This window comes from Rhizobium sp. NPDC090279, from assembly GCF_044769665.1.
Taxonomy (GTDB): Bacteria; Pseudomonadota; Alphaproteobacteria; order Rhizobiales; family Rhizobiaceae; genus Rhizobium.
The window spans coordinates 402647-415447 of sequence record NZ_JBIVYI010000003.1 but is presented as its reverse complement, the minus strand read 5'-3'; the positions used below and the strand labels follow the sequence as shown (position 1 = coordinate 415447).

Here is a 12801-nt window from a genome sequence, read left to right as displayed (position 1 = left end):
GAACGATGCCCAATTCCGGCTCGCCATCGCCAATGACAGAGGCGGGCTGGAGACGTCACCAGACATACATCCCTAAACGGCGCCTTTACTTTATCCGGCCGCCACATAGGTAAACCCTAAGGATAATTGGGTTTTCGTCGGCGGAGAAGAAGTCGATGCTCGGTGCTTCAGTTCTGATCGGGATTCTGATCACGTTCCTGGTGATCGTCCTGGTTCTTTATTTGGTCCAGCGCCTGCCCCTCGACGGCCGCACGAGGCAAATCGTGCAGGTCATTGTCATCATCATCGGCATCATCTCTTTGCTGAGATATTTGAGCGTCTGGTAAAGGCGTCGAGCGACGAAGCGCAGCTCAGAATTCTTAAAGCCGCTTCAGCGAAAACGAAAAATGCCCGTGGGATTCCAGGGTCATATATTCGAACTGCCAATGGAAATCCTTGCAGAACTTCGTGCAGGCTTCGACGACGCCATATGCAATGGCATCGACGACATTGCCAGTACAGAAGTCGTGGCCGGCGATGCGGCCGTCCTGCTTTACCTTGAAGTGGCTGATCTGCAACTCCTCCAGGGTCGTCTCATAGCTGTGATTGGTATCGACATAGACCCAGTCGAAGAAGCTGTTCGGAAACTCCGCAAGCCTGACGGTGGAATAACCCTGGACGATGCGCAGGCGGCCCTGATCCAGCGCGCCTCGGAATTTTGACCTGATCTGCTCCAGACCCTCCTGATAGCGGGGCGTATCCCATGCGTCGATCAGGTAAAGCTCTCTCGGTGCATTCTTTTCAAAGATCTCGGCGGTGAAATCGCCGAAAGCAGCACCGATCTCGGCACAGACGCCACCATGCGGCAGGCGGTGCAGAAGCTCGCCGCGATCGGGCAGCAGCCGCGCATTTTCCGTATGATGCAGGGCAAGCTGCGTGTGCGGCATGCCGCTCTTATACTCAAATCTCGAGTCGCGCGTTTGCATTTGGCGGTAGATACCTTCGACATTGGCTGAAGGGCAGATCGCGAGGGCGACCTGTTTCGGAACCGTGGATGCTGAAAGTCTTGGCATTCATGGCTTGCGTCAGGCATTCGAGGCGATCGCGAATGCCGCCCGGTTCGGCTGGAGGGCTGCCTTGACGGGCATAGACAAGCCGGTCGCGCTCCGAAAAATGCCTTTGCACGCGTTCCGTTGAATACACGCGATTAGTACAACCAAAGATTCAGCTTTTGGTGGTTTCGTGCGCCTCGGGATAACATTCTGGGGGATACATCATGAAAATTGCCGTTGGCGTGGCGACATGCGGTCGCCGGTCGATTCTCGCCTCGATGATCGAGAGGCTTGCCGGACAGACACGCAAGCCGGATCATCTCTTCCTGTGCCCGGCCAGGGGCGACGATATCGACATGGGGCGCCTAAGCTCCGCGCCGTTTCCAGTGACCATCGTCTCGTCGCCGCAGGGCAGCTGCCCGCAGCGCAATGCCATCATCGATGCGGCCGTCGGCATAGATGTGGTCGTCTTCTTCGACGACGACTTCTTTCCGGCGACGAATTACCTCGCCGAGACGGAAGCGCTGTTCGAGGCGGATGAAGAGATTGTGGTTGCGACCGGCGAAGTCGTCCGCGACGGTATCCTTGGGCCGGGCATGACGGCGGACGAAGCCGACCAGGCGCTCGCAGACGATGCCACCCCCTTCCCGGCGCCGGCGCTCGAGGCCACGCACAATGCCTATGGCTGCAACATGATCTTTCGCCGGAAGCAGATGCTCGCAAACGGCATCTATTTCGACGAGGACCTGCCGCTCTACGGCTGGCAGGAGGATGTCGATCTGTGCCGGCGGCTGCGTCCTTTCGGCAAGATCGTCAAGTCCAACCGCCTGCGCGGCGTCCATCTCGGGGTCAAGGCCGGCCGCACGTCGGGCCTGCGCCTCGGTTATTCCCAGGTGGCCAATCCGCTGTATCTGGTGAAGAAGCGCTCGGTCTCGCTCAAATGGGCGCTGAAGCTGATGGGCGGCAACGTCGCGTCGAATATCGCCGGCTCGGTGAACCCGCCGGCCTATATCGACCGGCGCGGCCGCCTGCAGGGCAACCTTATCGCCTTCGGCCATCTGCTCAGCGGATCGCTCGATCCGAAATACATCAACCGGATGTAAACCCAGCCGATCCAGCAGAAATTCGATGCGCGATTTAAATTGAGTTCAAGCGCTCGAATGCCGTCCTTCCATGGTAAAGGTTGAACCTAGCCGCGCAATCGGCGGCATCCGGTATTCTTCATTCGTATTGTCTATCGTCTCAAGGACATCATCATGATCCACGTTCTCGCCATCCTCACTGCCCAGCCCGGCAAGCGCGCCGAAGTGCTCGAAGCCTTCCAGGCGAATGTTCCGGCCGTTCACGCCGAAGACGGCTGCATCGAATATACCGCCGTCGTCGATGTCGAAGGGGCTGATCCGGCCTTTGGGCCTGACACCTTCGTCGTGGTTGAGAAGTGGGAAAGCATGGGCGCGCTGAAGGCGCATGCCGCTTCGGCGCATATGGCCGCTTACGGCGAGAAGGTGAAGCATCTGATGGCTGATCGCGCCGTTCACGTGCTGAACCCGGCATGAGCTGATCGCTGTCGGGTAGCCTGTAACGTCATCGTCAAGCGGCGCCGGGAGGCGCCGTTTGCTATCGGCCGGGCCGTCAGTTGTGCGAGAAATGGGGCTGACTGCGATAGCGCCAGTGCCCGCCGCCACCATGCCAGCCATGATAGCCGCCGCCATAGTACCCACGCCCTCCGTACCAGCCGCGGTGGTAATGGCGATAGCCGCCGTAGCCGCCGAAAGCGCCAAATACACCCAAGGGATAGTAGGGCTGATAATAGCTGTAATAGGGTTGGTAATAGCCATAGTCGGGCGCGTAGTAGCCGTAATATGGGCGATAGTAGTGATGGCGATAGTAGTAGTGGTGATGATAATGCCGATGGACGATCACCCGGTGGTGGTGCCCATGGTGATGAGGGCGCGCTTCGACATAGGTTGCCGGCAACACGACCATACCTAGCGCAACCAGCGCTGTTGCCAGAATTTTCATTTCCAGCCTCCTTCAATGCCGGACGTAAACGCTACTCGTATTACTCGCGTCCTCCGGACGAAGTAATAAACGCAATATTACCTTGGAAAGTTCCACTATCCCTTGAGCAGCAGGCGTTTTCACGGCATCGGCATGGGTTCGTCCGATCACGATCGCGTGCTCGCCGGCCGGCGGATTTCAATCGATATCGTCAAGATGGGAGGAGGACGACGTAGTCGATCGGACAGCCTAAAAAACGGCGCCCCAAGACGCCGTTTTCATGCCTGCTCGCTACCCTCAGGCGTGCGAAAAATGCGGTTTGCTGTGCCAGCGATGATGGTGGTGCCCATACCGCCATCCTTCGTGGCGATGCCAGCCATGATGGGGGCGATATTCGCGATGATGATGGTGATGCCAGCGGTGATGATGATGATCACGCGCCTCGGCATAGGTAGCGGGTAGAACAATAATGCCTAATGCGACGAGCGCCGTTGCAAGAACTTTCATGTATGGTCTCTCCTTGGGTGTCGAACGCGCCCCCCGGCTGCGTACGCCCGGACTAACCTAACCCACCTAAACGCGAATATGGCGCATTTGTTCCGCTACCCGCGGGACGGCAGACGTTTTCGCGTCGTCCCCATATCCCCCACCAGTTCGCGAACCGCTTGCTGGATCAGCCGGCAAGCTTCGACCGAGGCTTTGCGACCATTATGGGCGATATGGTACGACAACGGCAAAATCTCATCCGGATCGACGATCCGTACCTTGTCTGAAATCGGCAGCGCGCTGACCCTACCCAGAAACGAGACGTAGCCATGGTTGGCGACGAGGTCGACGATGACGGGCAGGGAATCGGCCGAGGTGATGTCGCGGCCGCGAAACCGGCGCCGATCGTGGCTGTCATAGCCGAAGGCGGTTGCGGCATTGCCGATGCCGGTGCGCGGGCTCGGTACGCAGAGCGGATGGTTTTCCACGAGTGCGGCGAACGTCTGTTCCGTGCTGTCGGGCGGTGCGATCGCCACCATGTCGGTCGCGACAAGCTCCAGATGCTCGAAGGCGTCGAGGCCGAAGACGGAATCGACGATGGCGACGTCGATGCGGCCGGATCGGAGCGCTTCGCGCAGATCGTCGGCCGTCATCAGCAACAGCGACAGCATGTTGCGATTGCCGCCGATGTTCCAGCGCGATACCAGGCTTGCCAGCGAGCGCGCCACCCAGCTTTCAGAACCTGTGGGGATGATCGACCCGATGCGCACGGCACGCGCCGTCCGCTGAAACCGCTCGTCCGCCGCCGCCTTCATCTCGTCCCATGCCTGAGCGATGCCGGCAAGAATAGCGTGGACTTCCTGACCGGCCTCCGTCAGCACCGATCCCTGCGCCTGCCGCTCGAACAGGCGGCAGCCGAACAGCTCCTCCAGATTGGCGATTTGTAACGAAAGCTGCGGCTGGCCCAGCCGCAGGCGGCGGGCGGCGCGATTGATGCTGCCCTGATCGGCGACCTCGAGGAAGCGTTCGATGGTGGCGATCTTCAACGGCAGGCGCGCGGCCCACTGGTCGTAGTCCTGCGGCGCGGGCGGCTCCTTCACCAGAGCCGAGAGCTGACGCATGCCGCCGAGAATGGGTTGGAGGCCCTTCTGAACCTTCGAGCTTGCCAAAAGGGTCGCAAGCTCACCGGACGCGCGCTCGACAAGCTTCAGGGCCAGCTCGGTTTCGAGCCGGCGCAGCGCGCTGGAGACTGTCGAGGCCGAAAAGGACAACCGCCGCGCTGTCTCCCGGACAGAGCCGACGGAGAACACCACATCGGCTATGAACAATGCGCCGAGATACAAATCCCATCCCCTGTGTCCGCGGCGCACGTCACTGCTCGACCGCAACGATATCAATCATATCCGGACGATATGATGTGTTCTCGAAAAAAGATATCCCTAAGCCGAAAAGCGACAGCTATCGTTCTCCTGGCACTTAACTGATCCAGCCGCAAAAATGAGATCGGAACAGCGCCAAACGGGTAAGGGGAACAAAAACAAACGCACTTGCCCCCGAAAAAAGAAATCCAATTTCGCGCGAATGTCGAGTACGCTCGTCATAATCGCGCGACTGCAACGGGAATCCGGAGCGCATCGACATTTCCGCGATGAGCGCTCCGTGCCCGAAGCAGCCACCAATTCGCCTGTGGGTCGCCGGCTCACACGAAACCTGCATGTCCGGGTTGCTGCCTTGAGGCGGCACCGGCAGGCAGAACAAAGGTTTAACGGGGTACAAAGGGAAACATCATGCTCAAGAAGCTTGCACTTGCCGCCACGCTGACGGCACTCCTTGCCAGTGGCGCCAACGCCGCCGACGTCGTCGTCTCCTCCAAGATCGACACCGAGGGCACGCTGCTCGGCAACATCATCCTTGCCGCGCTCAACGCCAACGGCATCAAGGCGCAGGATCGCATCGCGCTCGGCACGACGCCCGTGGTCCGCAAGGCGATCACCGCCGGCGAGATCGACATCTATGCCGAATATACCGGCAATGCCGGCTTCTTCTTCAACAAGGCCGACGATGCGGCATGGAAGAACCTGCAGCAGGGCTACGACCTTGCCAAGAAGCTGGACTATGACGCCAACAAGATCGTCTGGCTGACGCCCTCGCCCGCCAACAACACCTGGGCGATCGCCGTGCGCAGCGATGTCGCCGGCCCGGCCAAGCTGAAGACCATGTCCGATTTCGGCAAGTGGGTTGCCGGCGGCGGCGCGGCCAAGCTTGTGGCCTCTTCCGAGTTCGTCAACTCTCCGGCTGCCTTGCCTGCTTTCGAGACGACCTACAGCTTCAAGCTGAAGCCCGATCAGGAAATCGTGCTTTCCGGCGGCGACACCGCGGCAACGATCAAGGCGGCGGCCGACCAGACTAACGGCGCCAACACGGCGATGGTCTATGGCACCGACGGCGCCATCGAAGCGGCCGAGTTGACGGTTCTCGAAGACGACAAGAGCGTGCAGCCGGTCTATGCGCCGACGCCAATCGTTCGCGAAGCCGTGCTGAAAGCCAATCCGAAGATCGAAGAGGTTCTGGCTCCGATCTTCAAGGGCCTGACCGCCGACGTGCTGCGCAAGCTCAACGGCCGCATCCAGGTCGATGGCGAGCCGGCTAAGGCTGTTGCCGAATCCTACCTCAAGGACAATGGCTTCCTGAAGTAAGGCTTTGACGCTGCTCTCGCGGCTTCATTTTGATAGAGTGAGGCCGCGGGAGTTTCGATTGGGCATGATCTTGTCCGAACCCGCCCTGAATTTTGGGCTCATGCGCTGACGGAGCTTGCCTGATGGAAGATGCGCTAGCGGTCCGCAGAGTGGACCGTCTCGGAGTGGTGTTGGCGGCGGGTGGCGCACTGGCTATAGCCTGGATGCCGTTCATCATCGTCAAGGCGAACCGTATCGCCGCCGGCAAGCCACAGCTGCTGACCCAACTTCTCGCCCAACCGTCCGCAATATGCCTGGTGGTTCTCCTGGTCGCGGCGGCGCTTGCCGCGCTTTTCGTGCACAACCAGGTCATCCGTCTCGGGATCGCGACACTTTCGATCGCCATGCTCGTCGTCACGCTCGGCCTCGTTTCGACCGCCGCGACGCCGGCTGGCAGCACCGTGGCGCGCATTACGCCCGGCGGCTGCTTCTGGGTGCTGCTCGCCGTTGTCGGACTGATGATTTCGGATGCGCTGGTCAAGCTGCGACTGACGCCCTGGCTGCGGGTCGCGGCGCTGGCGGTCTATGCCGCCCTGCTCGTCGCCGTCTTGCGCTCCGGCCTGCTCGACAATCTCTCGATCATGAAGGAATATGCCAACAATGCCGACAAGTTCTGGCACGAGGCGCTGGGCCATGTGTTACTCTCTCTCGGCTCCGTCGCCATCGCCATCGTGCTGGCGTTGCCGCTCGGCATCTTTTGCTACTGGCAGCCGCGCCTGCGCGCCGTGGTGTTGCGGGCGCTGAGCCTGGTGCAGACCATTCCGAGCCTGGCGCTGTTCGGCATTCTCATGCTGCCGCTCGGCTATATCGCCGCCCATGTGCCCCTTGCCGCTGCAATCGGCATCAAGGGCATCGGCGTGGCCCCGGCGCTGGTGGCGCTCGTCATTTATTCGCTGCTGCCGATCGTCGCCAATACCGTCGTCGGTCTTGAGGGCGTCGATCCCTCCGTGCGCGATTCCGCCGCCGGCATGGGGCTGACGCGCCGGCAGATCCTGACCGGCATCGACCTGCCGCTCGCCTTTCCCGTCATCCTGACCGGCATCCGCATCGTGCTGGTACAGGCGATCGGCCTCGTCACGGTCGCGGCACTGATTGGCGGCGGTGGGTTCGGCCTCTTCATCTTCCAGGGCATCGGCCAGACGGCCAATGACCTCGTGCTGCTCGGCGCCGTGCCGACAGTGCTTCTCGCCTTCTCATCGGCCGTCATCCTCGATGCGGTCATCGACAGCATCCGGGGACAACGCGCATGACCAACATGATCGAGCTCAAGGGCGTCACCAAGCGCTATGGCAGCGCTACCGTCGTCGACAATGTCAGCATGAGCATGGAAAAGGGCACGATCACCGTCATCGTCGGCACCTCCGGCTCCGGCAAGTCGACGCTGATGCGCATGATCAATCGGCTGGTGCCGATCTCCGAAGGCCAAATCTCGGTCGACGGCGAGGACATCATGAACGTGCCGGCAACCGAACTTCGCCGCCGCATCGGCTATGCGATCCAGGGCCACGGGCTCTTCCCGCATCGTACCGTCGCGCAGAATATCGCCACCGTGCCCGAACTGCTCGGCTGGGAGAAGGCGCGCATCGACAACCGTGTCGAAGAACTCCTCAATCTCTTTCGCCTCGACCCCGGCACCTTTGCCGGCAAATATCCGAGCCAGCTTTCCGGCGGCCAGCAGCAGCGCGTCGGCGTCGCGCGTGCGCTTGCCGCCGAGCCGGAAGTGCTTTTGATGGACGAGCCCTTCGGCGCGCTCGATCCGGTCATCCGCGGCAAGGCTCAGGACGATCTGCTCGCTATCCAGAAGCAGTTCGGCACCACCGTCATCCTCGTCACCCACGACATGGACGAAGCCTTCCATCTCGGCGACAAGATCGCGGTCATGAGCGGCGGCAAGCTGTTGCAATGCTCGGCGCCGGAAAAGATCCTGACGGAACCGGCCGATCCCTTCGTGCAGCAGCTGACCGGCACGTCCGATCGGGCGTTGAAATTGATGTCGCTGCTGCCGCTGAAGGAGAGCATGCAGCCACCACGGCCCGGTCTCGGCTATCGCCTGCCGCAGACGCTCAATCTGCGCGACGCCCTGGCTGAACTGATCTGGCAGGGCGCGGACGAGGCGACGGTCGAGGACGAGCGCAAGATGCCCGTCGGCTCGATCTCGATCCAGCATCTGATCGAGCTGGGCCGCAAAGCATGAGATTTCTTGGCGCCAACCTCTTCCGCCTTTTTGCGCTGGCACTGCTGCTGGTGCTGCTCTTTCGTCCGGAATGGCTGACGCCGGTTCTGGCGCCGCTGACCAAATTCGGGGCGTCGCCGATCTATACGCAGAACAGCCTGCCGAGCCTGGCGCTCAGCCATCTCGAGCTGATTATCGTCTCGATCGCCGCAAGCGGCATTCTGGCCGTTCTCGGCGGCATCTTCGTCACGCGGCCCATCGGCGCCGATTTCCTGCCGCTTTCGCGCGCGATCGCCAATGCCGGGCAGACCTTCCCGCCGGTTGCCGTTCTGGCGCTTGCGATCTCGACCACGGGCTTCGGTGCGGTACCGACATTCATTGCGCTTTTCCTCTATGCGCTGTTGCCGATCTTCGAAAACACGGTCGCCGGGCTGCAGCAGGTGCCGGCCTCCGTGCTCGATGCCGCCGACGGCATGGGCATGAATGGCTGGCAGCGGCTCTTCCGCGTCGAGCTGCCGCTTGCCCTGCCGCTCATCATCGAAGGTCTGAAGATCGCGACCGTCATCAATATCGGCACCGCGACGATCGGCTCAACCGTCGCCGCCAAGGGGCTGGGCGAAGTCATCATCGCCGGACTGATCAACGACAACACCGCCTTCATCCTGCAGGGCGGCCTGATCGTCGGCCTGATGGCGGTTCTGATCTATGACGGCATGGAAATGATCGAGCGGAACGTGACGAGCAAGATCGGCCTGCAACCCCATTGAGATCGCAAGCCGTTACGCCGCCCTATGGCCGCCGGTATGCGTGATGTTCCATCAATTGCCTTCGCCCGATGGCAGTGATGCGCCGGGCAGATAGAGCAAAATCGGCCTGATTTCATAGACGGCGGTGGGATTGGCGTGGCGCAATTCGCGCGCGGCCTCGATGGCTTCGTCGATCGTCGGAAAATCGACGACATAGAAGCCGAGCAATTGTTCCTTGGTTTCGGCAAAGGGGCCATCGATGACCATCCCCGCCCCTGCCCCCCGCAATGTGACGGCGTTTTGGGTCGAGCCCAGACGCGCGGCCGGTCCCAGCGATTTCCGCCTGACCATGCGGTCATTGATCTCCAAGAGATCCGTCATAAGCGCGGCATCCTCCTTCTCGCTCCAGGATTCGACGATATCCTCTTCATGATAGGCCAGAATGGCGTAGTACATAGATTCTCCCCCCTTGAGCCTTATGCCTAAGCGTTGGGGAGTTAAGCAGACTGATCAACATTCAGAAAGCCCGGACCTGCGCTCGAATGCAAGGGAGGCACTTTTCCTTGGACTTGTCTTGATCGATCACCGATGACATTGGCTGAACAGGATGCTCGAACAACCGATGGAGGCGCCGATGGCCAAGATGATTCACTCGATGATCCGCGTGCTCGACGAGGCGCGCTCGATCGAATTCTACGACAAGGCCTTCGGCCTGAAGGTCGCCGACCGCATCGCCTTCGAGACCTTCACGCTAATCTATCTGAGCAATGCCGAGACCGGCTTCGAGCTGGAATTGACCGTCAACCAGGGCCGCATCGCGCCTTACGCGCCGGGCGAGGCCTATGGCCACCTTGCGGTCTCCGTCCGGGAATTAAAGGATGAACATGCGCGGATGACGGCACTGGGGCTCAGCCCCGGCAAGATCGTCGAACTCAATCGCGACGGGAAGCTTTTTGCGCTGCTGTTCTTCGTCACCGACCCCGATGGCTACAAGATCGAGGTGGTACAAAGGCATGGTCGGTTTCAATAGAACCATACAAAGCACAGCCCCGCACCGGCGGGGCTTGCTGGGCCAGCTCGGTCAGCAACGCGCTCACATCCAATAGGGAGGCACGCCAAAATAATCATGGCTCTTGTGGCCATGATCCTTGTGGTCGTGGTCGTCCTTGCTGGCGAAGCGGCGCGCTTTTTCGATATCGTTCTTGGTCATGCTGACGCGATAGCCAGCGATGCGAGCATCGTAGCGCAGCTTTTCCCATGGCAACCGGTAGTGATCCTGCCCGATGCCGAAAAAGCCGCCGAAGCTCAGAATGACGAAAGCGATGCGTCCATCGCTTTTTTCAAGCATCAGCCGCTCGATATGACCAATCTGCTTACCGTCCGAACCGAACACCCTGGACCCCTCGACACGGTCGCAGGCGACCAGCATCGACATGTCCTTGATGTAAAGGTCACGGCCATGGATTTCGGCACTCTCTTTATGCATGTGCGCACCTCCTTTTGGATACGCTTCACATAAACTTTGGAGCGTCCGATCTGCTCTTTAAGGCAGCACGATGCTCCGATGGGTTTAAGCCCATGGCGCTATTAACGCTCCGTTGTCATAAAAGTTCCAGTACTTTTTTCAAGATTGTAAAAAAACGTGAGCGCACAACGATTATTGACGTTTACGTCAAGGTTATTGTAGCTTGATTGTGCTCCGATGATTTAGTTGAGAGCAACGACTGCGGCGATGTGAAAAGCGGGAGACTTTTTGATCGTCCAATGACACTCTGCGTAGCCGCCGTGCATAACGGCGGGGCGTGGTGATGATGCGTAGAGGAGGAAGTGCGCATGAATTCAGTCTCCGCTCCTTCGGATAGACCGCAGGTCAAGAAAATATGGCTCGCCTCTTATCCGGATATCGTACCGGCGGAACTGCCGCCGCTGACGCATGCATCGCTCGCCGAACTGCTGGAGGAAAGCTGCGCGAAATACGCCGAGAGGCCTGCCTTCACCAGCATGGGCAAATCCATCACCTATCGCGATCTCGACATGCAGACGCGCAAGATCGCCGCCTGGCTGCAGAGCCTCGGCCTTCAGAAGGGCGATCGCGTCGCGGTCATGATGCCGAACGTGCTGCAAAATCCGGTCGCAACTTACGGCATCCTTCGCGCCGGCCTCGTCGTCGTCAACGTCAACCCGCTCTACACGCCGCGCGAGCTCGAACACCAGCTGCGCGATTGCGGCGCCAAGGCGATCTTCGTTCTTGAAAACTTCGCCCATACGGTGGAGCAGGTTCTCGCGCATACGGATGTGCGTCACGTCGTGGTCACCGCCCTTGGCGACATGCTCGGCCTCAAGGGCCACATCGTCAACCTCATCGTCCGCAAGGTGAAGAAGCTCGTACCGGCCTGGTCCATCCCCGGCCATCGCAGCTTCAAGAGCGTGATCTCCGAAGGAGCGCGGCTGCCATTGAAACTATCGGAGCTTACTGGCAGCGACATCGCCTTCCTGCAATATACCGGCGGCACGACCGGTGTCGCCAAGGGCGCGATCCTGACCCATTCCAACCTGCTCGCCAATCAGCTGCAATTGCTGCTCTGGCTGCAATCCGCCTATATCAACAAGCCGCGTCCGGAGCAGCTGACCTTCGTCTGCGCGCTGCCGCTCTATCACATCTTCGCGCTGACGGTGAATTCGCTGATGGGTATGTCCCTTGGCGGCCATAACGTGCTGATCGCCAATCCGCGCGACATACCCGCCTTCATCAAGGAGCTGGGCAAATACAAGTTCGATATGTTCCCTGGCCTGAACACCCTGTTCAACGCGCTGATGAACAATCCCGAATTCGCCAAGCTCGATCTTTCCAACACCTCGACGCTTGCCGGCGGCATGGCGGTGCAGCGGCCGGTCGCCGAGCGCTGGCAGAAGATGACCGGGGCCTGGATCACCGAGGGCTACGGCCTTTCCGAGACCTCGCCGGTCGCAAGCGCCAACCGTTTCGACAGTTCCGAATTTTCCGGAACGATCGGCCTGCCGATCACGGGCACGGATTTCGACATTCGCGACGAGAGCGGCAATTCGCTGCCGCTCGGCGAGGTCGGCGAGATCTGCATCCGCGGGCCGCAGGTCATGGCCGGCTATTGGAAGCAGCCGGCCGAAACCGCGCGCGTCATGACGCCGGATGGTTTCTTCCGTAGCGGCGACATGGGCTTCATGGACGAGCGCGGCTATACGAAGATCGTCGACCGCAAGAAGGACATGATCCTAGTCTCGGGCTTCAACGTCTATCCGAACGAGATCGAGGAAGTCGCCGTCATGCATCCGGGCGTCCTGGAGGCGGCGGCGATCGGCGTGCCCGATCCGCATTCAGGCGAAGCGGTGAAGCTCTTCATCGTCAAGAAGGACCCGGCTCTGACGGAGGCCGACGTGAAGGCGCATTGTGCAGCCAATCTGACCAATTACAAGCGCCCGCGCTTCATCGAATTCCGCTCGGAGTTGCCGAAATCGAACGTCGGCAAGATACTGCGCAAGGAATTGCGCGGCTGACATAATTCCGTGTCATTCAGAAAGCCGCTCGCCCCTTTTCGCGAGCGGCTTTTTTCGTTTTGGGCGATACGTGAACTTGATTTACGCCCTACATAGGG

The 12801-nt window shown here is 60.3% G+C and carries 15 protein-coding genes; 9 read left to right on the top strand and 6 right to left on the bottom strand.

Annotated elements, in window-relative coordinates:
• Positions 1-155 precede the first annotated feature (155 nt).
• Entirely contained in the window at positions 156-326 is a 171-nt protein-coding gene (locus ACIQWP_RS10035; RefSeq protein WP_402785694.1) for a Thivi_2564 family membrane protein, read from the top strand.
• Between the two features lie 33 nt (positions 327-359).
• Here the strand turns inward: ACIQWP_RS10035 and ACIQWP_RS10030 are convergent, their stop codons facing one another.
• Positions 360-965, bottom strand: a complete 606-nt coding sequence (locus ACIQWP_RS10030; protein WP_402786119.1) for a class I SAM-dependent methyltransferase — start codon at positions 963-965, stop codon at positions 360-362.
• A gap of 290 nt (positions 966-1255) precedes the next feature.
• Here ACIQWP_RS10030 and ACIQWP_RS10025 point away from each other — a divergent pair, with 290 nt between their 5' ends.
• Both ACIQWP_RS10025 and ACIQWP_RS10020 read left to right on the top strand, forming a co-directional pair.
• Positions 1256-2134, top strand: a complete 879-nt coding sequence (locus ACIQWP_RS10025; protein WP_402785691.1) for a glycosyltransferase family 2 protein — start codon at positions 1256-1258, stop codon at positions 2132-2134.
• Positions 2135-2287: 153 nt separating this feature from the next.
• Positions 2288-2587, top strand: a complete 300-nt coding sequence (locus tag ACIQWP_RS10020; protein ID WP_402785688.1) for a putative quinol monooxygenase — start codon at positions 2288-2290, stop codon at positions 2585-2587.
• Between the two features lie 76 nt (positions 2588-2663).
• On the opposite strand, the gene ACIQWP_RS10015 is transcribed toward ACIQWP_RS10020, so the two are convergent.
• The 3 genes from ACIQWP_RS10015 to ACIQWP_RS10005 form a co-directional block, all read right to left on the bottom strand.
• Entirely contained in the window at positions 2664-3053 is a 390-nt protein-coding gene (locus ACIQWP_RS10015) for a hypothetical protein (RefSeq protein WP_402785685.1), read from the bottom strand.
• A 257-nt stretch (positions 3054-3310) separates the two neighbouring features.
• Complete coding sequence (locus tag ACIQWP_RS10010; RefSeq protein WP_402785682.1) at positions 3311-3469, bottom strand: hypothetical protein; 159 nt, start codon at positions 3467-3469, stop codon at positions 3311-3313.
• Positions 3470-3634: 165 nt separating this feature from the next.
• Positions 3635-4861 carry a LysR family transcriptional regulator gene (locus tag ACIQWP_RS10005; protein ID WP_402785679.1) on the bottom strand — a complete coding sequence of 409 codons (1227 nt, stop codon included), beginning with the start codon at positions 4859-4861 and terminating at the stop codon, positions 3635-3637.
• Positions 4862-5305: 444 nt separating this feature from the next.
• Between ACIQWP_RS10005 and ACIQWP_RS10000 the strand changes: the two genes are divergently transcribed.
• The 4 genes from ACIQWP_RS10000 (at position 5306) to ACIQWP_RS09985 (ending at position 9193) form a co-directional block, all read left to right on the top strand.
• Positions 5306-6214, top strand: a complete 909-nt coding sequence (locus ACIQWP_RS10000; protein WP_402785676.1) for an ABC transporter substrate-binding protein — start codon at positions 5306-5308, stop codon at positions 6212-6214.
• 122 nt (positions 6215-6336) lie between these two features.
• On the top strand, positions 6337-7503 hold the full coding sequence (locus ACIQWP_RS09995; protein WP_402785673.1) for an ABC transporter permease: 1167 nt from the start codon (positions 6337-6339) through the stop codon (positions 7501-7503).
• 5 nt (positions 7504-7508) lie between these two features.
• Positions 7509-8447, top strand: a complete 939-nt coding sequence (locus ACIQWP_RS09990) for an ABC transporter ATP-binding protein (RefSeq protein ID WP_402786116.1) — start codon at positions 7509-7511, stop codon at positions 8445-8447.
• The gene (locus ACIQWP_RS09985) at positions 8444-9193 is read left to right on the top strand and encodes an ABC transporter permease (RefSeq protein WP_402785670.1); all 750 of its coding nucleotides are present in this window, start codon (positions 8444-8446) and stop codon (positions 9191-9193) included. Before ACIQWP_RS09990 ends, ACIQWP_RS09985 begins: the two co-directional genes overlap by 4 nt.
• 51 nt (positions 9194-9244) lie before the next feature.
• Here ACIQWP_RS09985 and ACIQWP_RS09980 read toward each other — a convergent pair whose 3' ends face one another.
• A complete protein-coding gene (locus tag ACIQWP_RS09980) occupies positions 9245-9628 on the bottom strand; it encodes a YciI family protein (RefSeq protein ID WP_402785668.1) in 384 nt (127 codons plus the stop codon).
• 178 nt (positions 9629-9806) lie between these two features.
• Here ACIQWP_RS09980 and ACIQWP_RS09975 point away from each other — a divergent pair, with 178 nt between their 5' ends.
• The gene (locus tag ACIQWP_RS09975; RefSeq protein WP_402785665.1) at positions 9807-10202 is read left to right on the top strand and encodes a VOC family protein; all 396 of its coding nucleotides are present in this window, start codon (positions 9807-9809) and stop codon (positions 10200-10202) included.
• Between the two features lie 63 nt (positions 10203-10265).
• Here the strand turns inward: ACIQWP_RS09975 and ACIQWP_RS09970 are convergent, their stop codons facing one another.
• Positions 10266-10658 (bottom strand): PRC-barrel domain-containing protein, encoded by a 393-nt coding sequence (locus ACIQWP_RS09970; protein WP_402785662.1) that lies wholly within the window; start codon positions 10656-10658, stop codon positions 10266-10268.
• Positions 10659-11005: 347 nt separating this feature from the next.
• On the opposite strand from ACIQWP_RS09970, the gene ACIQWP_RS09965 reads away from it, so the two are divergent.
• Positions 11006-12703 (top strand): long-chain fatty acid--CoA ligase, encoded by a 1698-nt coding sequence (locus tag ACIQWP_RS09965; protein ID WP_402785659.1) that lies wholly within the window; start codon positions 11006-11008, stop codon positions 12701-12703.
• The last annotated feature ends 98 nt before the right edge of the window (positions 12704-12801 follow it).